Genomic DNA, 22,643 nt, shown 5'->3' with positions numbered 1-22,643 from the left:
GCCTGACCCTGGAACTGGATGGGCGCGCGGTACATTGGCGCCGATCCCCTCGGAACCGGGCCGTCTACTGGAAGGAGCCGCCGTGCGCATTGGATTCATTGGAGCGGGGGCAATGGCGGGCGCGATCGTGCGTGGAACGATCGCGGCGGGAACCCCGGCCGACCACATCCTCCTGACCGGCACCGAGGGCACCGCCACCCGCCTAGCGCAGGCCACTGGCGCCATCGAGGCCGCCTCGAACAGCGACGTGGTCGCGGGTAGCGACGTCGTCGTGCTCGCGGTCAAGCCGCACGTGGTCCCACTTGTGGCCACGGAGATCAGCGAGGCGGTCCGCCTCCACAATCCACTGATCGCCTCCATCGCCGCGGGGATCACGACAACACGTTTGGAGGGGATCCTGCCCGAGGGCGCCCGGGTAGTGCGCGTTATGCCGAATATGGCGGCCACGGTCGGGGAGGCCATGAGCGCCCTCTGCGCAGGATCGCAGGCCAGCGACGGTGACCTGGCCAGGGCGCGCGCACTCATGGATTCGGTGGGGCGCACCATCGTCTTGGAGGAGAAGGACTTCTCCACCTTCACCGCATTGTCCGGCTCCTCCCCCGCCTTCGTCTTCGCCTTTATCGAGGCCCTGGCACGCGCCGGCGTGCTCGGCGGCATCCCCAAGGCCCAGGCGGTCGACATCGTTGCCCAAGCGGTGCTCGGCTCGGCGCGCACCGTCCAGGTCGAGGCGGCCCGGCGCGCGGCCGGCGACCCAGGACGCACCCCTGCCGACCTCATTGACGCAGTCTCCTCTCCCGGGGGCACCACGGTGGCTGGACTGGTGGCCATGGAGCGGGCCGGGTTCTCCGACGCCGTCATACGCGGCTTCGAGGCGACCGTGGCCCGGGACCGGCAACTCGGCGCCTAACCCCTCACCCCTCCCCTCCAACGAAATCCTCACAGCACGACGTCCGTGGACGTTGTGCTGTGAGGATTTTGTCGAAGGGGCGGGGAGGGGGGAGGAAGGGAGGCGGGGGGCTACAGCCGCCAGCGGGATGAGGCGGTCGAAGCCTCCACGAAGTCGCGGAAGGGACCCTGTGCCTGTGCGAGGTCCTCCGGTGCGCCGCGCTGCGCCACCCGGGCGCCCCGGGGGGTGGGCTCCAGGAAGACCACCTCGTCGGCATGGCGCACCGTAGACAGACGGTGAGCCACCACCATGACTGTGCGGCCGTGGGACAGCTCGCGGATGACCTCGGTAATGGCCGACTCGTTCTCCCCGTCCAGGGCGGAGGTGATCTCATCGAGGAGCAGGATGGGGGCGTCCTTGACGAAGGCGCGGGCAATGGACACGCGCTGGCGCTCACCGCCGGACAGACTCAGGCCGCCGGGCCCCACCCGCGTATCCCAGCCGTGCGGGAGGGCGTCAATAACTCGGTCCAGGCGGGCCCGGCGCGCGGCGGTGGTCAACTCCTCGTCGGTGGCCTCGGGGCGAGCCACACGCAGGTTCTCGCGGATGGTGGTGTCGAAGAGGTACACGTCCTGGAAAACCATGGAGATCATCTCCATAACCCGTGCGGCGGGCATCTGGCGCACATCGGCGCCGCCAATGCTCACCGACCCGCCGCCAACATCCCAGAAGCGGGCGGCCAGACGCAGGATGGTCGACTTGCCCGCACCCGAGGGCCCCACGAGGGCGGTGACCCGGCCCTGGGGCGCGGTCAATGACACATCGGTCAGGACGGGACGACCCTCGTCGTAGGCGAAGGAGACCCCGGACAGGGCGATGGTGGTGCCCTCGGGATGAGCCTCCTGTCCCGGGGCGGGGTCGGGCAGGGGCTTGGCGTCGAGGATGGAGCTCATGGCCTTCAGGGCGACCTTCGCATTGTCGGCCTCGGAGGAGAACATGGCGGCCTTGGTCAGGGGCAGGAGCATGCGCGCGGTGACCGCCATAATCGCCAGGTAGGCGACGACGTCGAGCCGGTGCCCGCTGACGAAGGACAGCCCCAGGGCCATGACCAGGGCGAAAGCGATATTGACCACCAAGTTGAAGGCTTGGGCGGGGCGCCCCTTGACGCGCAGCCCGCTCAAGGTGGCGTCAGAGTCGACCTGGAGGGTCTGACGAACCGGCTCCCACCCGGTCTGAGTGACCCCAGCGGCGCGCAGGACCGGCTGAAGGCGGGCGAACTCGACCAGGCGCCCGGCGGCCGCCGCCGAGGCGGAGTCCTCCATCTCGTTGGCGCGGGTGGTGGCCGCGCCCATGCTCCGCCAGATCAGGACCAGCGGCCCAATGGCGATGGCCATAATGAGCGCCAGGGGCCACTCAATAAAAGCGGTGGCCCCCAGCATGACCAGGGGCACAATGAAGGCGTTGCACAGGTTCGGGATGACCATGGAAGCCAGGTGCGACAGGGTGTTGACCTCCTTGGAGGTCGCGTTGACCACGGCCGCCTCCCGCTCGGCGTTGAACCAGCCCAGGGGCAGAGTCAGGACGTGCTCGGCGACGCGATCGATCATGATGTCGCAGATCTCGTAGACGCTGACCCGGTAGGAGCGGTACATGGCGATGGTGTCGACCACCAGGGTGATCGCTCCCAGCACGAGGACCGCCACCAGCCAGGCCCCCAACGACTCCGACTCGGCGTAGACGGCCCGCAGGAAGGGAATCATGAGGGCCAGGGTGAGCCCCTGGAGGACGGCGGAGACAATGAACCAAACGACGATTATCCGCATTTCGCGCGCGTTGACCAGGCGCATCAACATAGTCCACATGGTCATTTTCCTTCCCCGGTAGCGTCCATAATGGCGCGGTCCGTTTCTTCGCCGGTTTCTTCGCCGGTGCGGGTGCCCGCGCTCACCCGCCCCAGGTCCTGGCTGTGCCACATGGAGGCGTAGCGCCCCTGCGCGGCCAAGAGCTCGGGGTGGGCGCCCCTCTCGATAATCCGTCCGTCGTCGACGACGAGGATCTGGTCCGCGTCGCGAATAGTCGACAGGCGGTGGGCAATGATAATGACGGTGCGCCCGGCCGCGAGGCGGGACAGGGCCAGGTGGATGTCCCGCTCGGAAGCGGGATCGGCCTGTGCGGTCGCCTCATCGAGGATGAGAATGGGCGCGTTCTGCAGGTAGGCGCGCGCTAGGGTCACTCGCTGTTGTTCGCCGCCGGACAGGAAGCCGCCCTCCTCTCCCAGAACCGTGTCATACCCCTGAGGCAGACGGGTAATGCGCTCATGGATGCAGGCGGCGCGGGCGGCGTCCTCCACCTGGGCGCGGGTGGCGCCCGGGCGTCCCAGGGCGATGTTGTCGTGCACCGAGTCGTGGGATAGGGCCACGTCCTGCAAGACGATGGCCACCCGGGAGAGCAGCCAGGGGAAAGCGGCCTCGCGCACGTCAACGCCACTGATCCGCACCGCCCCGGATTCGACGTCGTAGAAGCGGGCGATGAGGCGGGCGAGCGTTGACTTGCCCCCGCCGGAGGGCCCCACGAGCGCGGTGACGGTACCGGGTTGGGCGGTGAAGGACACGCCATGGAGCACCGGCGAGCCGGGCTCGTAGGCGAAGGTCACGTCGTCGACCTCGACCAGCCCCGGGGCGGAGCCCTCCCCTTCATTGAAGGACCCCTCGGGCATGGGCTCCTCGGAAAGCAGTTCGGCGGTGGTGCGCGCGGCCATCTTGGACTCGTACATCTGCTGCATCATGCTCACGAGCGTGAGAAAGCCCTCAGGCAGCCCGAGGGCGACCAGGAAGAAGGGCAGGGTGGCCGAGAGTTGGGTCCAGCCCTGCCAAACGAAGAGGACCGCCAGGGGCGCCACCGTGGCGAAGATGGTGGCCGGGCGCAGCAGCGCCCCCATGAGGCTCACCATCTTGCCGGATTGACTCGTCCACTCGTAGGAGATGGCGGAGAAGCGCTCCCGGGCGGCGTTAAAACGGGTCCGGGAGGCGTCGGTGGCCTGGAAGTTCTTGATCTCCTTAATGCCTTCGAGCATCTCAACGGTGGCGGCGGCGAGCGCGGTCTGTGCGGCGCCGAAGCGCTCAGTAATACCGCCGAAGGTGCGCATTGCGGAGGCGACGACGGCGAAGACCACGCACCACACGGCCAGGATCGCCAGGGTCAGCCTCCAGTCCGTCCACAGCAGGTAGGCGATGCCGACCAGTGCCGTGGCCACGGCGGAGGTGGCGTCCCCGGGGACGTGGGCGACGAGGGTGTGGATGGAGGAGGTGTCGTCGCAAACCATCTTGCGGATGGCGCCGTGAGGGATGGCGGCAACACGGCCCAGCGGCAGGCGACTCAGGGCGTCCACCACCCGGCCGCGCAAGTAGTGACGCAGTTTGGCCTCAGCCAGGTGAGTAAGACCCAGGCCCAGCAGGTACAGGAACTGGGCGGCGAAGAGGGCCAGGACGGCGATTACCGCCCACGCCCGGGGGTCGGCGGCCCATCCCTGGGCGTCGGACTCGTCCAACCAGATGGCGGCCATGTTCCGCAGCGCCACGAAGGGCACGATTGACAGGACCGCCCCGATGGCGGTGAGGATGCCGGAGAGGATCATGGATCCGCGCGCGGGCCTTATGAGATCGCTTATGGTCACTTTCATTGAGGTCCCCCTCCTGTGGGGTCGGTTGCGCGGCGGGCGCGCCGGGGTGTGGGACGGGGTCCGGCCTATAGGAGCCAGGCCCAGGTGCAGGCGGTTGCCGCCCAGGTGCAGGCCATGACGGCCCAATCACGTCGGCGCCATGGGGTGTCCGCAAGCTCGGTGCGCTGCGGATAGGCCCCGAAGGCGCGTGAGTCCATGGACAGGGCGACCCGTTCTGCGTGCTGGACCGCCAGAATCATGAGGGGCACCAACGAGCCCGCCCAGCGCACCAGCGGGGCGAGCGGGCCCCAGCGCTTCCCAATGCCGCGCAGGGCGCGGGCGGTGCGCAGGGTGGCGAAATCTTGCCGGAAGCGGGTGGTGAAGGCGATGGCGGCCGTTCCCGCCGATCCAATGCGGTACGGCATGCGGAAGGTGCTGGTCAGGGTGCGGATAAGGGCCTCGGGATCGGTGGAGATGCCGGAGAGGAGCACCAGGGCGACCAGGGCGCCAATGCCGGTGGCGCCGGCGGCGGCCGTGCCGAGGTCGTAGACCTTGGAAGCCTCTCCCAGGGAGGAGCGGCCGGAGAACACCCAGGCTAGGAGCCCGGTTATGGCCCACACGCCTGCTACCGAGGCAATGGTGCGTCTGCGGGGGGCCCGGGCGGCGACCATGAGAAGACTGGCCGAGGCCAGGACGGTCACGTTGAGACTGGGCTCCTTGAGGGCGAAGATCATGACCATGGCGGGAATGAGGGCGCCGAAAAGGGTCAGGGGATTCAGGCCCGTCAACAGGCCGGGGCGCTGCCGAGGGCGCGGGGGCGGCATGAGTCCGCCCTCCGGGGCCCCATGGCCCTGGGACCGAGGTCGGGGGCTATTGACGCTGGGGGCGGTGCTGCCGCCACTGGTGGTGCCCGAGACGGGGGTGGCGCCAGGAGCCTCGGGCGCGGGCAGGGCCAGGACGTGGGTGCAGTGGTCCAGCGCCAGTTCCAGGTCGTGAGTGGCCACAATAATGGTGCGGCCCTGCCCCCTGAGCTCCTCAATGAAGGCCATGAGTTCACAGGTGTTGTCCCAGTCCTGCCCGTAGGTGGGCTCGTCTAGGACAATGACCTGTCGCTCCTCACTGACCATGGTGGCCACCGACAGGCGCCGGGCTTGCCCGCCGGAGAGGGTCAAGGGGTGGTGGTCGGCGTGCTCGGTGAGGTGGAACTGGGTCAGAAGCTCCTCGACCCGCTCGGGGGTGGCGCCCCCGACGGCCAACTCGCGGCGCACCGTGGTGGTGACGAACTGGTGCTCGGGGTTCTGGAAGACGTAGCCAACGCGGTGGCGTCCGCGTTTAATGGGCCTGCCGCAGACTGTGGCGCGCGTGGCCGTGGAGTCGATGAGGCCGCCGAGAGCCGACAGCAGAGAGGACTTGCCCGCGCCGTTGGGTCCGACGAGGGCGAGGAGTTCTCCTCCCCCCAGGCGCATGGTCACGGGCGGGCAGCGGCCGGGGACCTCCAGGTCCACCAGGTCGACAGGGGCCGGCTCTCCGGGGGGCGGGTGGGCGGCGGTATCGGCGGTATCAGCAGTATCGGCGGTATCAGCAGTATCAATGGACTCGACCTGCTGCCAGCCGGCCTCCCCGCGCCGCAGGCACCGGACGGCTCCCGGGGCGCACAGGTCCGACAGCGCGGGGACGGTGATGCCCGCCTCGGCGCAGGTCAGCGGGCTCCCGGGGCCCGTAGGGGCGCTGCGCAAAGCCCGGGGCATCCATACTCCGGCCGAGATGAGCTCACAGCGGTGGGTCATGAAAACATCGCGGGGGCTGCCGGTGGCTATGGTGCGCCCGGAGGCGTCCAGGGCCAGAACCTGGTCGACCAGGGGCAGAATCGGATCAAGGTCGTGGTCGATGACGATCACACCGGTGCCGGTGGAGACGAGCTGGGCGATAAGCCCGTAGAACTCGGCCCGGCCGGTGGTGTCAATGGTGGAGGTGGGTTCGTCCAGGATGAGAAGGCCCGGGCGCATGGCCAGGGCGGCGGCCGCGGCCAGGCGCTGGCGCTGCCCCCCGGACAGGGTCCAGGGGTCCTCCCAGATCCGCTCCAGAAGGCCCACGCGGAACAGGGAGTCAATGACGCGCGCCTCGATCTCCTCGCGCCCCAGGCACAGGTTGGCCAGGGGGAAGGCGACGTCGTCGTGGACGGTGCGGGTGACGACGGCGGCGTCGGGGTTCTGCCCGACGTAGCCCACCCGCTCGGCCAGGAAGCGCACGGTGGCGTCGGCGATCTCGGTTCCCGACAGGCAGGCGCTGCCGGCGTACCGGGAGGGCAGGCAGTGGGGGACGAGGCCGCACAAGGTGCGCACAAGGGTGGTCTTGCCGCAGCCGGAGGGGCCGATGACGGCGGTGACGCGGCCGCGCAGGTGGGTCAGATCCACGGAGTCCAGAACCCAACCGCGACGCCCGAGGTAGTGGACGGACAGGTCCTTGACCGTGACGACGAGGCCGTCCTGGGCGCCGCCGGGGGCCGGGGCGCCCCCGGGGGATTCGGCGGTGATGGCGGCCACCATCTGCTCAGGCACGGTTGTCGATGCCGACGCCGGCGTTGTTGAGCAGACGGGTCAGCCCAATGGTGATAGCGCCGCCGACCAGGGCCGAGATAATGGAGACGACGACCAGGGGCAGGGAGACGGATAGCCCGACGGCCTCTTTGAGCAGCATGATGTACATCGTCCCGTTGATCAGGCCGAAGACGGCCGCCGAGATGAGGAAGGACCACCAGGTCCACTTGCGGTACAGCATGAGGGCCAACGGCACCTCTATGAAGGCACCGCCCAGGAGGTTCCCCACAAGGGCGCCGGGGCCGGAGGGGGTGGTGAATACGCTGATAATGCCCATAATGAGCGCGGCGATGATGACGGCGCCGGGGCGGCGCACAACGGTGGCGGGCAGCAGGTAGGGGATGACCCACAGGCCCATAATGGCCACGCCGGCGAACACCGCTCCGGTGCTGGTCACCCCGGTGGCCGGGGCGAGGTAGTTCAGGGGCAGCAGGATGATCATGCCGACAACGCTCAGCGCGGCAACGGTCATGAGGTTGCGGGTGCCCAGCACCGAGTCGGCCTGGCCCTGGCGGGCCGAGGAGTGGATGGGGCGGGGATCTGTGGTCGCGGGGTTGGACTGAGTCATGGTTCGTCCTTTATCTGGGGTGGGCAATGCGGCAGTGGCGCCGGGGTTCGCGGTGGCTTATCACTTCACCTCCATCCTTAAATAGGAATGATTATCATCATCGGATCAGATGAGGGCAACCATACTGTCTGCGCACTCATTGAGGAACTCCATGTCATGACTGATGACGATCACCACACGCCCCTCGTCCGCCAGTGCGCGCAGCTCAGCGGCAATGGAGTCCAGGTGATGTCTGTCGACGCCAGAGGTGGGCTCATCGAGGATGAGGACGCGGGCGTCTTGATCCATGGCGGTGGCTATGACGAGCCTCTGCTTTTGCCCGCCGCTCAGTGAGAGGGGGTGGCGGTCGGCGAGAGCGGCCAGGTCGAGGCGGCCCAGCTGAGGGGCGCTGGCCTCGTCGCTCACGGACTCGGCGAAGAGCTGGCGGTGGACGTCCTGCATGACTAAGAAGGCCTGACCCCGGCGCAAGGGCTTGTTGTCAAGGGTGATGCGCACCCCGCGCCGGGCCCGTTGCAGGCGGCAGACGGCGCGGGCGAGGGTGGTCTTGCCAATGCCATTGGCCCCCACCACGCCGGTAATGGCGCCGGCGGTGAAGGACAGGGAGTCAATATCCAAGATCCGGCGACCGCCGCCTTCGACGACGAGGTTCTCAATGAGGAGAGCGCCGCTGGGGGCGCCGGCCCCTTCGGGGCGCGACGAGCGGTCGTCCGTGAGGGTGCTCGACCTCGGCCCCGGGGAGGCGCCGGCGCTCGACGCCATCGCCTCCCGCCCCCCTTTGCCCCCGGCGGGCCCCTCCCCGCCGCGCTGGGCGGAGTACGCGGGGTACGTTACGCATTGCGCTCGGCCCGCCCATGACGGCACTCGCCCGCCACTGTTCCCGGCGGGCTCCTCCGCGCCGCGCCGAGCGGGGATCACCCTGACTGGCAGGTCCAGCTCAGGGCGCTCCAAGGTGCGCAAGCCCAGGGCGCGACGCTCCTCCTCACCCATGGCGTAGAAGGAGGCCCCGTCCATACGCCCGACAATCCGCCCCTTGCTCATAAGAACGACCTCGTCAACCAGGCCTTGAAGGAAATAAACACGGTGCTCGGCCACGACAATGGTGCGCCCAAGCTCCTTAAGGCGCTGGATTGCGGCACGAACATCCTCAATGGCCTCGGGATCGAGGTTGGAGGTGGGCTCGTCCAGGAGAACAACGGGGGTGGCCTGGGCCAGGGCCTGGGCGCAGGCCACCTTCTGGAGCTGCCCTCCGGACAGACCCTTGAGATCACGGCCCAGGAGGTCTTCAATGCCGAGCTCAGTGACGGCCTGAGCTCGACGTCGTCGGATCTCCTTGGCCTCGACCTGATAGTTCTGGCCCGCGAAGATGAGTTCGTCAGCCACAGTGGTGGTGAAGAACTGGGAGGCGGGGTTCTGGAAGACGGTGGCCGTCAGCCTGCCCATCTCCTCAATGGGGGTCCCGGCGACCTCACGACCCTCCACGGTGACCTCTCCGTCCCGCTCACCGTGGTGGAAGTGCGGGATGAGACCATTCATGAGACGCACCAACGTGGACTTGCCCGAGCCACTGGCCCCGCACACCAGGGTCAGGGAGCCCTCGGCGGGGGCCAGGTCGATGTCGTCGAGCACCTTGGCACCAGTGGGGTAGGTGTAGGAAACCCCCTTAACGCTGATGGTCATGGCTTCGCCCCCCAGTACCGGTAGACCAGGAGTATGAGAGACAGGCCGAGCAGGGCGGCGTCGGCCGTCCGGAAGCGCGGCTTGTCCACGAGTGTTGGCCGCCCGCTGACCCCCAGCCCCCGAATGAGGGCGGCCGCGGAGAGTTCATCGGCGATCCGGGCGCAGGCGGTGAGAACCGGGACCACCAGTTTCTCCACGCCGTCAACGGGGTGGCGCCACAGGTAGGAACCGGTGTAGCCGCGCAGGCTCATGGCTTCCATAACGCCCTTGGTCTCGTCAATGACCACCGGCAGGAAGCGGAAGAGGACCGCTAGGGGGGTGGTGAGGACGCGGGGCATCCTCATATCGCTGGCGGAGGCGGTCAGCTCGCTGACTCGAGTCGAGGAGATGAACCAGGTGCCCAGGGCGATGGACAGCCCGAAGCGCAGCAGCCAGTAGGCGACGACGCCGACCACCACGGCCGCCCCGTGGTGCCACAGGCGCGGCAGCCCCGCGGCGAACCAGAACAGGACACTGAGCGCGACCAGGCCCGCGGCCAGGCGCGCACGCAGGTCGACCGCGGCGAGGATCGCCGCAACCACGAGTACGAGCCACACGACGTGGCCGGACCCTGACGTCATGAGTATCACGTTGGCCACCAACAGGAGGAGGAACTTGCTGCGCGGGTCGGCGGCAATCCGCACGGTCGAGGAGGCGTCCAAGGACGCCGGGGCGATGGCGGACACGGGCTCAGGCGACGCCGGCGCGCTCGAAGTGCCTGTGGAGGACCTTCATGCCCAGCAGTGCGCAGGCGTAGGCGACCAGGAGGCTGAGGACCAGCCAGCCCCCGATGACCGGTGGCGAGACGAGCGCCTGGAACTTGTCCGCATAGTCCTGCCCCATGGAGGAGGCCGTCTTCGCGAAGTACTCGTCCGAGGCCCACAGGATCGGCAGCATCGGGCCAATGCCCCACATGGAGAACACGGCGAAGCCCAAGCAGTTCGTCGAGGTTCTTACATACCCTCCGCTGCGGGTGATGATGTCGGCCAGGGCGCCCAGGACTGTGGAGAGGATCGGGGTGACCCAGGCGTGACCGGTGGCCACCATGAGCAGGCCAATAATGAGCCCCAGGAGGGTGTAGGCGCCCAGGGCCCGCGTCTTGGCCACGTAGAGCATGCAGACCATGGCATTGATGAGGGAGCCGAGCAGCCCTCCTATGAAGATCATGGTCGGGTGGATGGCTCCGAGCATGCCGGTGGCGAAAAGGGCGACGAAGTAGACCGCGGTGAAGACGCCGACGTTAATGAGGTTGCGCGGAGTGGTGATGCGGTCGCCTGCGGCGCTGGTACCGGTCATGCTCATTCCTTTCGCTGGGGGCGCCCGAGCTCGAGTCGAACCAGGTTCGAATACTGAATTAGGCGCGCCTAACCTAACACAGGCTGCGAGGAGCCCCGTGGCCCACCTCATAGGGCGAGACCCACCCGTGCCGCAGTGGCACCACCGGCCCATGACAGAATTCGGACCATGTCTGAGACCGACCACTCCCCCCGCCACTTGCCCTCCGAGCTCCACAGCCCGCGCGTGCCGGCCAAGGTGAGCGCCGACGGCTTGGAGGCCGCCTGGGGCGAGCGCTGGGAGGACCAGCACATCTACGCTTTCGACGCCGCCGCGAAGCGCCCCGAGGTCTTCTCCATCGACACCCCGCCGCCCACGGTCTCCGGCTCCCTGCACGTGGGTCACGTCTTCTCCTACACGCACACCGATACTGTCGCCCGTTACCAGCGCATGCGCGGCAAGGCCGTGTTCTACCCCATGGGTTGGGATGACAATGGCCTGCCCACCGAGCGTCGCGTCCAGAACTACTTCGGGGTGCGCTGCGACCCCTCCCTGCCCTATGACCCGAACTTCACCCCGCCGCACGAAGGCGGGGAGGGCAAGTCCGTGAAGGCCAGGGATCAGGTGCCGATCTCCCGACGCAACTTCGTGGAGTTGTGCGAACGCTTGACGCTGGAGGACGAGAAGCTCTTCGAGGCGCTGTGGCGCCGCCTGGGGCTGAGCGTGGACTGGTCGCACACCTACCAGACCATTGGAGAGCGGGCCCGCAAAGTGGCTCAGGCCGCTTTCCTGCGCAATCTCGCCCGCGGGGAGGCCTACCAGGCGGCCGCCCCGGGCCTGTGGGATGTGACCTTCGGCACCGCTGTCGCTCAGGCGGAGCTGGAGTCGCGCGAGTACCCCGGTTTCTACCACCGCCTGGCCTTCCATGTTACTGACGCCGGGGCCGCGGCCGCCGCCGAGGCTGCGGGGGCACCGCTTGAGAACGGCGTGGACGTGTGCGTGGAGACCACGCGCCCCGAGCTGTTGGCCGCCTGCGTGGCCCTGGTGGCCCACCCCGATGACAAGCGCTACCAGCCCCTGTTCGGCGCCACGGTGGCCTCCCCCGTCTTCGGCGTGGAGGTCCCGGTCCTGGCCCACCCCTCGGCGGAGATGGACAAGGGCGCCGGCATTGCCATGTGCTGCACCTTCGGCGACACCACGGACATTGACTGGTGGCGGGATTTGGGCCTGCCCTTGCGCGCCATCCTGCGCAAGGACGGGCGCATTGAGACCGAGGTCCCCGAGTGGATCACCAGCAGCGAGGGCCGCCGGGTCTACGGCGAGATGGCCGGCAAAACCACTTTCTCGGCCCGCAAGGTCCTCGTGGCCGAGCTGGCCGCCAGTGGGGAGATGCGCGGGGAGCCGGTCAAGACCGTGCGCCAGACGAACTTCTTCGAGAAGGGGGACAAGCCCCTGGAGATCGTGACCTCACGCCAGTGGTACATCCGCAATGGCGGCAAGGAGTGGGTCAACCCAGCCTCCGGGATGAACTTGGCCGATGAGCTGCTCGAGCGCGGGCGCGAGTTGGCCTTCCACCCCGACTTCATGCGCGTGCGCTACGAGAACTGGGTGCGGGGCCTGAACAACGACTGGCTCATCTCCCGTCAGCGCTTCTTCGGGGTCCCCTTCCCCGTGTGGTACGGCGTGGGAGCCGACGGGCAGGTGGACTATGAGACGGTCATCGTCCCCGAGGAGGCGGCTCTTCCGGTCGACCCCTCCTCAGACCCGGCCCCCGGTTTCACTGAGGATCAGCGCGGGGCGCCCGGCGGCTTCGTCGGCGAACTCGACATTATGGACACCTGGGCGACCTCCTCCCTGACCCCTGAGATCGCTACCGGCTGGCTGGGTGACGACGCCCTGTTCGCCACCACCTATCCCATGGATCTGCGCCCCCAGGGCCAGGACATTATCCGCACCTGGCTGTTCTCCACCGTGGTGCGCGCAGACCTGGAGTTCGGCGCCCTGCCGTGGCGGCATGCGGGCATCTCGGGGTGGATCCTGGACCCGGACCGCAAGAAGATGAGCAAGTCCAAGGGCAATGTGGTCACCCCCATGGCCCTGCTGGAGCAGTACGGCTCCGACGCGGTGCGCTACTGGGCGGCCTCGGCTCGCCTGGGCATGGACGCCGCTTTCGAGGAGACCCAGATCAAGATTGGCCGCCGCCTGGCCATTAAGATCCTCAACGCCTCCAAGTTCGCCCTGTCCATGGGTATCCCCTGGGATGCCGATGAGGAGACCCGCGCGGCCGCCCCGGCGCCCAGCCTGGACGCCTCGCAGGTCAGCGAGCCGATCGACCGGGCCGTGCTGGCGTCCCTGGCCGACGTCGTGGAGACCGCTACTGCCGCCTTTGATGGTTTTGAGCACGCCCGCGCCCTAGAGGCCGCCGAGGCCTTCTTCTGGGCCTTCTGCGACGACTACATCGAGCTGGTCAAAGACCGCGCCAACAATCTCAACGGCTCGCACGACCCGGCCGCCGTGCGCAGCGCCCGCACGGCACTGGCAATCGCGGTGGACACCTTTGTGCGCCTGTTCGCCCCCTTCCTGCCTTTTGTCACCGAGGAGGTGTGGAGCTGGTACCGCACCGGGAGCGTCCACCGCGCCCCCTGGCCACAGGCGGGGTGGTTGCGCGCGGCCGCGGGCGACGCCGACGCGGAGTTGGTCGCACACGCGGGACTGGCCCTGGCGGCCTTGCGCAAGGTGAAGTCGGAGGCCAAGACCAGCCAGAAGACGCCCATCCTGTCAGCCACCCTAGCGGTGTCCCCTCAGGTCGGGCCCGCCGTCGCGCTCGTGCGCGCGGACCTGATCGAGGCCGCCAAAGTTACCGGCCCCCTGGAGGTCGCCGTCTGCGACGGGGCCGAGGCGGCGCCGGCGACGGTCACCGCCGTCGAGCTCGGTCAATCCCCCGCCAAGCCGGCGAGAACCTGAGCGGCCACCCCGTATGCGGTGCGGCAGCGCCCGACGCCTGACCGGCGAGCGGGCGCTGTCGTGGCTTTCTATGATCGACTCCCCCCTCAGCTGTGGTTTCCTCCAAGGTGTGAAGCTAGTTCTCATTCGGTCTAATGGGCGGATGCGCACCCCCGGTCCTGACACAATGACCGGGTGACTGCACGTTCCTCCGCCTCTCGCCCCGTGATGTCCACGGGAACACCATCCATTGCAGGCCCGCCGACCATGGTCGACGGCGTTGTCTCCAGCCCCTACATCAAGGTCCCCGCGCCGACCTGGACCGTGCCGTGGCTGCTCGCCGATCGCATTGAGCGGCGCCCCGACGCGCCGATCATTGAGCGCAAGTCCCCGCTGGGCAACACCTGGGTGAAGATCTCAGCCCGCTCCTTCGGTGAGGAGGTCGCCCGTGTGGGCGCCGGCCTGGTGGGCATGGGCCTGGAGCCGGGTACGAGCGTGGCCATTATGGCGCGCACCTGCTACGAGTGGACGCTCTTGGACATGGCCATCGCCCGCGCCGGCCTGGTCTCGGTTCCCATCTACGAGACGGACTCCGCCGAACAGATCGAGTGGATTCTCTCCGACGCCGATGTGCGCCTGGTCATTGCCGAGACCTCAGTCCTGGCTGAGGTCGTGCGCGCCGGAGCCGCAGCCCTCGCCGCCGCGAACCCCCAGGCCCCTGCCGTCCAGATCCTCTCCCTGGACCGCGATGCGCTGACCACCATTACGCAGGCCGGAAGTGAGATTCCACGGGACGTGCTCGACGAGCGATCCAAGGCGCTGCGCGGCCAGGACACCTACTCCATTATTTACACCTCGGGCACCACCGGGCGCCCCAAGGGTGTGGAGTTAACGCACACCAACGCCGCCGGACTGGCCTGGAACGGCGTGCGCTGGCTGCCCGACCTGCTGTTCTCCACCAACACCCGCCTGCTGCTCTTCCTGCCGCTGGCCCACTCCTACGCCCGTTTCCTGGAACTGCTCGCCATCGCCGGCCAAGGGGTCCTGGGTCACACGCCCGACGCCAAGACCCTCCTGCCCGATCTCAAGACCTTCGGTCCGACCTACGTCCTGGCCGTCCCCCGCGTTATGGAGAAGATCTATAACGCCGCGGACGCCAAGGCCGGTTCGGGCTTCAAGCTCAAGACCTTCCGCTGGGCGGCGAAGGTCGCCATCGAGTACTCCCGGGCCCTGGACACGCCGGCCGGCCCCGCCCCTGCCCTGGTGGCGGCGCACAAGGTCGCCGACACGCTCGTCTACCGCACCATTCGCAACCTGCTCGGCCCCAACGCCAGGTACGCGATCTCCGGCGGCGGCCCCCTGGGTGAGCGCCTGGGGCACTTCTATCGCGGCCTGGGCCTGATCATCCTCGAGGGCTACGGCCTGACCGAGACCATTGGGCCGAGCTGCGTCAACCTGGACATTAACAACAAGATCGGCACCGTGGGCCCGCCGGTGTGCGGCAATGAGATGCGCGTGGACGACGATGGCGAGATCTTGATCCGCGGCGTGGGCGTCTTCAAGGGCTACCGCAATAATCCAGAGGCGACGGCGGAGGCCTTCACGGAGGACGGCTGGTTCCGCTCCGGGGACCTTGGCACCATTGACGCCGATGGTTGGGTGCGCATTACCGGCCGTAAGAAGGAGATCATTGTCACCGCCGGCGGCAAGAACGTGGCCCCCTCCATTCTGGAGGACCGTCTGCGCGGACACCCGCTGGTCTCCCAGGTTGTTGTTGTTGGGGACAAGGAGCCCTTCATTGGCGCTCTGATCACCTTGGATCGCGAGATGCTGCCCCAGTGGCTGCACAACCACGGCCTGCCGGAGATGGATGTTGTCGAGGCCTCCACCAACCCCCAGGTCTTGGCCGCACTGGACCGGGCGGTGGCACGTACCAACCGGGCGGTCTCCCGGGCCGAATCCATTCGCAGTTACCGGGTGCTGACCACCGACTTCACCGAGGCCAATGGCCTGCTCACCCCCTCAATGAAGGTCAAGCGCAGCAAGGTGATGGAGGTCCACGCGGATGCGGTCGCCGATATCTATCGCACCACTAAGAAGGGGCCGGCCGAGTAGGGGCCCGCGGCGCCACCGGCACCGGGGCGCCAGGTGTTCCGGCGACTCCATTTGCATTCATCAGGAGAATACGAGGTATGACCCACGACGCCGCCCCCTTGGGCCCCACTTCTGCCCGCGAGTACTCCACCAACCTCCTTGTTCCCATCCACGCCGGCATGACCACGCCCTGGGCGCTGGCCGAGCGCGTCAACCGCAATCCCACCGGCACCCTTATTGCCCGCAAGGCCTCCTTGGGGCGCCGCTGGCGGGACATGAGTGCGCAGTCCTTCCGGGCCCAGGTGCGCGAGGTCGCTGCCGGCCTGGTGGCCCGGGGGCTCAAGCCCGGGGACTCCGTCGGCATTATGGCGCACACCTCTTTTGAGTGGACGCTCCTGGACTTTGCGATCTGGGAGGCGGGCTGCGTTGTCGTCCCCATCTATGAGACCTCGTCGCCCGAGCAGGCCCAGTGGATCCTCAGCGACGCCGATGTGCGTCTCGTGGTCGTGGAGGACGAGGCCATGGAGACCATGGTCCTGGCCCTGAAGAAGACCGCATCAGAGCTGGCGGACCTTGAGGTCCTCAACCTCGCCCGAGAAGCGATCACCGAGCTGATTGCCGGCGGCAAGGGAGTGGATCACACGGAGTTGGACCTACGTACTTCGCACCTGACCAGTTCAGATCTGGCCACCATTGTTTACACCTCGGGCACCACTGGTCGGCCCAAGGGAGCCGAGCTCACGCACGGCAACCTGGTGCACCTGCCGGTCAACACGGTCGCCCATGTGCCCGAGGTCCTCGACCAGGACGAGGTTCGCACCCTCCTATTCCTGCCCTTGGCGCATGTCCTGGGGCGGTTCATTGAGGTGGCGATTGTGTGCTCACCGCGGGGCGTCATGGGGCACGCCCCCAATATCCGCAACCTCGTGTCCGACCTGGAGACATTCCGCCCGACCTTTGTTATCGCGGTTCCACGCGTCTTCGAGAAGATCTATAACGCCGCCGACGCCCGCGCTACGGGCGCCAAGCAGAAGATCTTCCGTATTGCCGCCAAGACCGCTATCGCCTACTCGCGCGCCCTGGACACGCCGGCCGGCCCGAGCCGGGCCCTGCGCGCCCAGCACAAACTCTTCGACCGGCTCGTCTTCGCCAAGTTGCGCACCATTATCGGTGGCCGGGCCACGCACGTCATTAGCGGCGGTGGACCCTTGGGAGAGCGCCTGGGGCACTTCTACCGGGGCGCGGGGGTCACAGTCCTGGAGGGCTATGGGCTCACCGAGACCGCGGCGCCGGCCACCGTGACCCTGCCGGCCTCCATGCGCATTGGCACCGTGGGCGGGCCATTGCCGGGCACACAGGTGCGACTGGCCGACGACGGGGAGATCCTTATTCGCGGCATTGGCCTATTCGCCGGCTATCACAATAATCCGCAGGCCACAGAAGAGGCCTTCGTGCCCGGGGCCGCTGACGCTCCGGGCGAGCGGGGCTGGCTGCGCACCGGGGACATTGGCTCCTTCGACGAGCACGGGTTCTTGCGGATTACCGGCCGCAAGAAGGAGATCATTGTCACCGCCGGTGGCAAGAACGTGGCCCCCGCCGTCCTGGAGGATCGCCTGCGCGGACACCCACTGGTCTCCCAGGTGCTTGTTGTCGGCGACAACCGGCCCTGCATTGGGGCCCTGGTAACCCTGGACGCCGAAATGCTGCCCCTGTGGTTGACCTCCCACGGCTTGGAGGACATGGACCCGGTTGAGGCGACGAAGGACCCGCGCGTGCGCGCCGCCCTGGAGCGAGCGGTGGCCCGCGCCAATGAGGCGGTCTCCCGGGCGGAGTCCATTCGCACTTTCACCATTCTGCCCGGGGACTTCACGGTGGCCAATGGTCTGCTCACCCCCACCATGAAAGTGCGCCGCGCCCAGGCGACGGCCCGGTACGCCGAGGAGATTGAGAGGCTCTACGCCAAGGCGCCCACCACGCCGAAGGCCGGCTGAGGAACCGTACCCGGAGGCCCGGCGGCGGGCAGGGCGTTCTTGGATCCGCACCGGGCCGACGCTTCGCGGCGCCGGGCCGGCCCCATGCCGCAGCCTGCGCCGAGGGCTCTCCCGGCGCGGGGCTCAACCCCTCAGAGTTCGTGTCCTTCGCGTATGGCCTCGTGGTGGCGAATGACCTCGGCGACTATGAAGGTGAAGAACTTCTCGGCGAAGACCGGGTCGAGGCCAGAATCCTCAGCCAGGGAACGCAGACGCGCCACCTGACGCTCCTCACGCGCCGGGTCCGAGGGCGGGAGGTTGAGTTCGGCCTTGAGGACCCCCACCTGTTGGGTGCAACGGAAGCGCTCGGCCAGCAGGTGGACGAGAGCGGCGTCCAAGTTGTCAATGGTGGCGCGGTATTCGGCGAGTTGGGGAGGCACCCCCGGAATGTTCTTCTCCACGGCCTCGGGTGCGCTCATGCGCTGCGACTCCGGTCATTGCCGACCTTCGAGGCGGAGCGCAGCGCTCCGGAGCTCGCCTCGTAGCGGGGCCGCCCGGTGCCGTGCACGGCGTCGGCGTCGACGACGACGCGTCCGACCTCCGGCATGGAGGGGACCTCGAACATGGACTGGCCCAAGACCTCCTCAACAATGCTGGTCAGCCCGCGGGCGCCGGTCTTGCGCGCCAGGGCCAGGGAGGCAATGGCCTCAATGGCGGCGTCAGTGAGCTCCAGCTCCACGCCGTCGAGGCTGAAAAGATACTGGTATTGGGAGACCAGGGCGTTCTTGGGCTCGGTCATGACCCGCACGAGTTCGGGCACTCCCAGGTCCTGGACGGTGGCAATAACCGGCAGGCGGCCGATGAACTCGGGGATGAGGCCGAACTTGTGCAGGTCCTCGGGGCGCACGGGGGCGGTGAAGACGTCTTTGGCTTCATCCTTGGCCAGGGTCGCGCCGAATCCGACAAGCTGGGCCCCCGCCTCCTTGCGCTGGCGCTGGCGCACGATCTCCTCAATGCCGGCGAAGGCGCCGGCGGCGATGAAAAGGATATTGGTGGTGTCGATCTCCAGGAACTCCTGGTGGGGGTGCTTGCGCCCCCCGCCGGGCGGCACCGAGGCGACTGTGCCCTCAATAATCTTCAGCAGGGCCTGCTGGACGCCCTCGCCGGAGACGTCGCGGGTGATCGAGGGGTTTTCGGCCTTGCGGCCGATCTTGTCAATCTCATCGATGTAGATAATGCCCTTCTCTGCTCGACTGACTTCCCCATCGGCAGCCTGAATGAGTTTAAGAAGAATATTCTCCACATCCTCGCCCACATACCCGGCCTCAGTCAGGGCGGTGGCGTCCACGATCGCAAAGGGGACGTCGAGGAGCTTGGCCAGAGTGCGCGCCAAATGGGTCTTGCCGGTGCCGGTGGGCCCCAGCAGGAGGATGTTGGACTTACCGAGCTCCAGCCCCTCCCCCTCGGCCACGGAGCGCTCCCGGACTTGAACCCGCTTGTAGTGGTTGTAGACGGCCACGCTCATGGCGCGCTTAGCGCCCTCCTGGCCAATCACGTACTGGTTGAGGAACTCATAGATCTCCCGCGGCTTGGGCAACTCCAGGGGGACACCGGCACCGGAATCGCCAAGCTCCTCGTCGACAATCTCATTGCACAGCTCAATGCACTCATCGCAGATGTAGACCCCTGGGCCGGCTATGAGTTTCTTAACCTGCTTCTGACTCTTGCCGCAGAAGGAGCACTTGAGCAGATCGACACTCTCAGCGTTGCGTGCCATCCGGTTTCCCCCAAATCCTTGCGAGCCTGCGGGCCGTCCCGCAGCGATCCCAGCCTACGGCGCGAAGGCGCAATCGCGCCAAGAGATGATGGTGTGTCCGGCTCGTAATCATCATGCCGTGTACAAGACGCCATCACTGGCGCCCTGACGAGAGGACATGCTTAGAGAAGGCCGCCCCTGGGACTCACAGCATATATGAGCGGCCGCAGTGGTGCCCGACGGCGCAACAGCGGGCGGATGGCGTCGGGCACCACGGGGCGGCGTTGGGACAGCGGCCGGGGTCAGGCCGAGTGCGGCGACGGCGCGGCCTTGCGCGAGGAGAGCACCTGGTCGACGATGCCGTACTCCAGGGCCTGATGCGCGGTGAGGATCTTGTCGCGCTCCAGGTCGCGGTGGATCAGGTCGCGGTCGCGGCCGGTGTGGAAGGACAGCGTGTCCTCCAGCCAGGCGCGCATGCGGTCGATCTCATCGGCGACAATCTCGATGTCGCTGGCCTGACCGTGCATGCCCTCCATGGCGGGCTGATGAATGAGAACCCGCGCATTGGGCAGCGCCAGGCGCTTGCCGGGGCTGCCCGCCGCCAGCAGCACGGCGGCGGCGGAGGCCGCCTGCCCCAGGCAAACGGTCTGCACCTGCGGCTTGATGTACTGCATGGTGTCGTAGATGGCTGTCAGGGCCGTGAAGGAACCACCTGGGCTGTTGATGTACATGGTGATCAGCCCGTCGGGGTCCTGGGACTCCAGAACAAGTAACTGGGCCATAATGTCGTCGGCGGAAGCGTCGTCCACCTGCACGCCCATGAAGACGATCCGGTCCTCGAAGAGCTTGGCGTAGGGGTCCTGGCGCTTGAATCCGTAGGCGGTGCGCTCCTCGAACTGGGGCAGCACGTAGCGCGACTGCGGCATCTGGCGGGCGACGGCCTCGAAGTAGGGGCGGGTGGTCATGTCTCAGTTCTCCCCGTTCTGCCGGCCGATCTCGCGGCTTGAGCGCACAATGTGGTCGACAAAGCCGTACTCCAGGGCCTCCTGGGCGGAGAACCAGTGGTCTCGATCGGAGTCGGCAATGATCTCCTCCACCGTGTGGCCGGTATTAGCGGCGGTGATCTCCGCCAACTCCTGCTTCATCTTAATAATGAGGTCCGCATTGATACGGATATCTGTGGCCGACCCGCCGGCGCCGCCGGAGGGCTGGTGCATGAGCACCCGCGCATGCGGGGTGAGATAACGCTTGCCCTTGGCTCCGGCGCTGAGCAGGTGCTGGCCCATGGAGGCCGCCAGGCCCGTGGCCACGGTGGCCACGTCGGGCTGGACGTATTGCATGGTGTCGTAAATGGCCATGCCCGCAGTCACCGAGCCGCCAGGGCTATTGATGTACAGGTAGATGTCGCGGTCGGGGTCCTCGGCGGCCAGCAGCAGCATCTGCGCGCAAATAGCGTTGGCATTGTCATCGCGCACCTCGGAGCCGAGCCAGATAATCCGCTCCTTCAGGAGGCGGTTGTAGATGGAATCGGTCAGCCCGAGGCTGGCGCTGGGGCCGTCAGTAGCCTGGGGCACAGCCGGCGCAGGCGTGTAGAGCTCGCTCACGTCAGTCCTCTCGTGTTGGTCGTGCCAACGCTAACGCGGGGCCAGGCGGGCCCATGCCCACCGTCCTGGGCTTTTCGCCCACGGCGCAGGTTAGCGTCACCAACAGGGACCCTTTGCGCGAGCGGCGGGGACCGGGCACAACCGGGGGCGGGCGACGGGCGGGCGAGGGGTCGAGGAGGGGCGCCGCTCCGACCGGGGCGGGTCGACCCCTGGCGCTACGGGACCGGAAGAGGATAGTCTAACCTCACCAATTTATACCGAAGAAAACAGGATCAAATGACATGGATGCCATACAAGACCCGTCCCGGGTCACCGGCCCCGCCCCGGGACCCGCGCCTCTGCACCCGGCAGGACAGGGCCGCGAGCAGGTGGCCGCCGTCCTGGCGCGGCACCCCGGGGCCGAGTACGTGGTGGCCGACGCCGCCGCCACGGGCCTGCCCGCTGCCAGCGCCGACCTGGTGGTAGGTGAGGCCATGCTCACCATCCAGTCCGACCAGCACAAGCGCGAGATAGTCGCCGAGGCCGTGCGCCTCCTGGCACCGGAGGGCCGCTACGCCATCCACGAGCTGGCTCTGCGCGGGGACCGCTCCCCCGCGCAGCTCGAGGCAACCCGCAAGGAGCTCTCCCGCACCATCCGGGTCGGCGCCCGCCCGCTGCCGCTGGAGGCCTGGAAGGAGCTGCTCACCAACGCCGGGCTGGTCGTGGAGTGGACCGGCACCGCCCCCATGCACCTGCTCGAACCGGGTCGCCTCATCCAGGACGAGGGCCTGCTCGGTGCCGCCCGCTTCTGGCGCAACGCGCGTCGCACCCCCGGGGCCCGCGACCGGATACGGGCCATGCGCCAAGCCTTTGCGCTGCAAGGCGAGCTGCTCAGCGCCGTGGGCATAGTGGCCCGGAGGCCGTCTACGGCATGACCGCCACGACCTCCACAACCGCTGACCTGGTTCTCGACCACGTCACCATGGTGCGCCGGGGCCTGACCCTGGTGACGGACCTGTCCCTCACCGTCCGTCCCGGCCAGACCCTGGCCGTCACCGGCCCCTCGGGCGCGGGCAAGACCACTCTCCTGCGCGCCGTCTCCGGCCTGTCGCCCACCGACGCCGGCAGCATCAGGCGCCCTTCGGGCCGGCTGTCCCAGGTGTTCCAGGAGCCCCGCCTGCTGCCCTGGTACTCCGCGCATCGCAATATCTCCCTCATTGCGGACGGCCCCGCCCCGGACCTGGTGGCCGTGCAGTGGCTGGAGCGGGTGGGCCTGGCCTCGGCGGGCCACCTGCCCCCGGCCCGCCTGTCCGGCGGCATGCGCCAGAGGGTGGCCATCGCCCGGGCGCTGGCCGCCTCACCCGCCCTGCTGCTGGTCGACGAGCCCTTCTCCGCCCTGGACAGGCCCCTGGCCGCCTCCCTGAGGGCCGACCTCATGGCGCTCCTGGCCGACCAGGACGTGGTGACCGTGTGGGTCACGCACGATCCGCAGGAGGCGGAGGAGGTCTCCCACCTCCACCTGCACCTGGACGGCCCGCCCGGTACCTGGCGCTTGGACACCTGATCGCATTCCCGCGGTCCCGGCCGCCCAGGGCCT

At 68.0% G+C, this 22,643-nt stretch carries 17 protein-coding genes; 6 read left to right on the top strand and 11 right to left on the bottom strand.

Annotation, left to right across the window (positions count from 1 at the left end):
* The first annotated feature begins 82 nt into the window (after positions 1-82).
* Positions 83-907 carry a pyrroline-5-carboxylate reductase gene (gene proC / locus EUC46_RS08960; protein ID WP_128773824.1) on the top strand — a complete coding sequence of 275 codons (825 nt, stop codon included), beginning with the start codon at positions 83-85 and terminating at the stop codon, positions 905-907.
* A gap of 110 nt (positions 908-1,017) precedes the next feature.
* Here the strand turns inward: proC and EUC46_RS08955 are convergent, their stop codons facing one another.
* From EUC46_RS08955 to EUC46_RS08925, 7 genes are all read right to left on the bottom strand, one after another.
* Positions 1,018-2,748 carry an ABC transporter ATP-binding protein gene (locus tag EUC46_RS08955; RefSeq protein WP_128773823.1) on the bottom strand — a complete coding sequence of 577 codons (1,731 nt, stop codon included), beginning with the start codon at positions 2,746-2,748 and terminating at the stop codon, positions 1,018-1,020.
* A 2-nt stretch (positions 2,749-2,750) separates the two neighbouring features.
* Positions 2,751-4,565 carry an ABC transporter ATP-binding protein gene (locus EUC46_RS08950; RefSeq protein WP_128773822.1) on the bottom strand — a complete coding sequence of 605 codons (1,815 nt, stop codon included), beginning with the start codon at positions 4,563-4,565 and terminating at the stop codon, positions 2,751-2,753.
* A 65-nt stretch (positions 4,566-4,630) separates the two neighbouring features.
* Complete coding sequence (locus tag EUC46_RS08945; protein ID WP_241655507.1) at positions 4,631-7,102, bottom strand: ATP-binding cassette domain-containing protein; 2,472 nt, start codon at positions 7,100-7,102, stop codon at positions 4,631-4,633.
* A complete protein-coding gene (locus EUC46_RS08940; protein ID WP_128773821.1) occupies positions 7,095-7,709 on the bottom strand; it encodes an ECF transporter S component in 615 nt (204 codons plus the stop codon). Before EUC46_RS08940 ends, EUC46_RS08945 begins: the two co-directional genes overlap by 8 nt.
* 105 nt (positions 7,710-7,814) lie before the next feature.
* Positions 7,815-9,386 carry an ABC transporter ATP-binding protein gene (locus EUC46_RS08935; protein WP_128773820.1) on the bottom strand — a complete coding sequence of 524 codons (1,572 nt, stop codon included), beginning with the start codon at positions 9,384-9,386 and terminating at the stop codon, positions 7,815-7,817.
* Positions 9,383-10,111 carry an energy-coupling factor transporter transmembrane component T gene (locus EUC46_RS08930; protein WP_206645947.1) on the bottom strand — a complete coding sequence of 243 codons (729 nt, stop codon included), beginning with the start codon at positions 10,109-10,111 and terminating at the stop codon, positions 9,383-9,385. Before EUC46_RS08930 ends, EUC46_RS08935 begins: the two co-directional genes overlap by 4 nt.
* 4 nt (positions 10,112-10,115) lie before the next feature.
* A complete protein-coding gene (locus tag EUC46_RS08925; RefSeq protein WP_164918796.1) occupies positions 10,116-10,721 on the bottom strand; it encodes an MptD family putative ECF transporter S component in 606 nt (201 codons plus the stop codon).
* 168 nt (positions 10,722-10,889) lie between these two features.
* On the opposite strand from EUC46_RS08925, the gene valS reads away from it, so the two are divergent.
* The 3 genes from valS (at position 10,890) to EUC46_RS08910 (ending at position 17,728) form a co-directional block, all read left to right on the top strand.
* Positions 10,890-13,664, top strand: a complete 2,775-nt coding sequence (gene valS, locus EUC46_RS08920; RefSeq protein WP_128773818.1) for a valine--tRNA ligase — start codon at positions 10,890-10,892, stop codon at positions 13,662-13,664.
* Between the two features lie 246 nt (positions 13,665-13,910).
* Entirely contained in the window at positions 13,911-15,758 is a 1,848-nt protein-coding gene (locus EUC46_RS08915) for an AMP-dependent synthetase/ligase (RefSeq protein ID WP_241655509.1), read from the top strand.
* A gap of 77 nt (positions 15,759-15,835) precedes the next feature.
* On the top strand, positions 15,836-17,728 hold the full coding sequence (locus tag EUC46_RS08910) for an AMP-dependent synthetase/ligase (RefSeq protein ID WP_128773817.1): 1,893 nt from the start codon (positions 15,836-15,838) through the stop codon (positions 17,726-17,728).
* Positions 17,729-17,859: 131 nt separating this feature from the next.
* Here the strand turns inward: EUC46_RS08910 and EUC46_RS08905 are convergent, their stop codons facing one another.
* The 4 genes from EUC46_RS08905 to EUC46_RS08890 form a co-directional block, all read right to left on the bottom strand.
* Entirely contained in the window at positions 17,860-18,186 is a 327-nt protein-coding gene (locus EUC46_RS08905) for a chorismate mutase (protein ID WP_128773816.1), read from the bottom strand.
* The gene (gene clpX, locus EUC46_RS08900) at positions 18,183-19,484 is read right to left on the bottom strand and encodes an ATP-dependent Clp protease ATP-binding subunit ClpX (RefSeq protein ID WP_128773815.1); all 1,302 of its coding nucleotides are present in this window, start codon (positions 19,482-19,484) and stop codon (positions 18,183-18,185) included. The genes EUC46_RS08905 and clpX overlap by 4 nt, the downstream gene beginning before the upstream one ends.
* 281 nt (positions 19,485-19,765) lie before the next feature.
* On the bottom strand, positions 19,766-20,428 hold the full coding sequence (locus EUC46_RS08895) for an ATP-dependent Clp protease proteolytic subunit (protein ID WP_128773814.1): 663 nt from the start codon (positions 20,426-20,428) through the stop codon (positions 19,766-19,768).
* 3 nt (positions 20,429-20,431) lie between these two features.
* Complete coding sequence (locus EUC46_RS08890) at positions 20,432-21,067, bottom strand: ATP-dependent Clp protease proteolytic subunit (protein WP_128773813.1); 636 nt, start codon at positions 21,065-21,067, stop codon at positions 20,432-20,434.
* 281 nt (positions 21,068-21,348) lie between these two features.
* Here EUC46_RS08890 and EUC46_RS08885 point away from each other — a divergent pair, with 281 nt between their 5' ends.
* Positions 21,349-21,981, top strand: coding sequence for a class I SAM-dependent methyltransferase (locus EUC46_RS08885; protein WP_241655506.1), 633 nt, complete (start codon positions 21,349-21,351; stop codon positions 21,979-21,981).
* A complete protein-coding gene (locus EUC46_RS08880) occupies positions 21,978-22,610 on the top strand; it encodes an ATP-binding cassette domain-containing protein (RefSeq protein WP_128773812.1) in 633 nt (210 codons plus the stop codon). Before EUC46_RS08885 ends, EUC46_RS08880 begins: the two co-directional genes overlap by 4 nt.
* The last annotated feature ends 33 nt before the right edge of the window (positions 22,611-22,643 follow it).

The organism is Actinomyces oricola (genome assembly GCF_004104015.1).
GTDB lineage: Bacteria > Actinomycetota > Actinomycetes > Actinomycetales > Actinomycetaceae > Actinomyces > Actinomyces oricola.
This window is presented reverse-complemented; position numbering and strand designations above follow the sequence as displayed.

What these genes read in the sequence shown, in the direction of transcription:
- EUC46_RS08955 (WP_128773823.1), bottom strand. Translation starts at nt 2,748, where the DNA reads ATGTGGACTATGTTGATGCGCCTGGTCAACGCGCGCGAAATGCGGATA.
- EUC46_RS08950 (WP_128773822.1), bottom strand. Translation starts at nt 4,565, where the DNA reads ATGAAAGTGACCATAAGCGATCTCATAAGGCCCGCGCGCGGATCCATG.
- EUC46_RS08940 (WP_128773821.1), bottom strand. Translation starts at nt 7,709, where the DNA reads ATGACTCAGTCCAACCCCGCGACCACAGATCCCCGCCCCATCCACTCC.
- EUC46_RS08935 (WP_128773820.1), bottom strand. Translation starts at nt 9,386, where the DNA reads ATGACCATCAGCGTTAAGGGGGTTTCCTACACCTACCCCACTGGTGCC.
- EUC46_RS08925 (WP_164918796.1), bottom strand. Translation starts at nt 10,721, where the DNA reads ATGACCGGTACCAGCGCCGCAGGCGACCGCATCACCACTCCGCGCAAC.
- valS (WP_128773818.1), top strand. Translation starts at nt 10,890, where the DNA reads ATGTCTGAGACCGACCACTCCCCCCGCCACTTGCCCTCCGAGCTCCAC.
- EUC46_RS08915 (WP_241655509.1), top strand. Translation starts at nt 13,911, where the DNA reads ATGGTCGACGGCGTTGTCTCCAGCCCCTACATCAAGGTCCCCGCGCCG.
- EUC46_RS08910 (WP_128773817.1), top strand. Translation starts at nt 15,836, where the DNA reads ATGACCCACGACGCCGCCCCCTTGGGCCCCACTTCTGCCCGCGAGTAC.
- EUC46_RS08905 (WP_128773816.1), bottom strand. Translation starts at nt 18,186, where the DNA reads ATGAGCGCACCCGAGGCCGTGGAGAAGAACATTCCGGGGGTGCCTCCC.
- clpX (WP_128773815.1), bottom strand. Translation starts at nt 19,484, where the DNA reads ATGGCACGCAACGCTGAGAGTGTCGATCTGCTCAAGTGCTCCTTCTGC.
- EUC46_RS08895 (WP_128773814.1), bottom strand. Translation starts at nt 20,428, where the DNA reads ATGACCACCCGCCCCTACTTCGAGGCCGTCGCCCGCCAGATGCCGCAG.
- EUC46_RS08885 (WP_241655506.1), top strand. Translation starts at nt 21,349, where the DNA reads ATGGATGCCATACAAGACCCGTCCCGGGTCACCGGCCCCGCCCCGGGA.
- EUC46_RS08880 (WP_128773812.1), top strand. Translation starts at nt 21,978, where the DNA reads ATGACCGCCACGACCTCCACAACCGCTGACCTGGTTCTCGACCACGTC.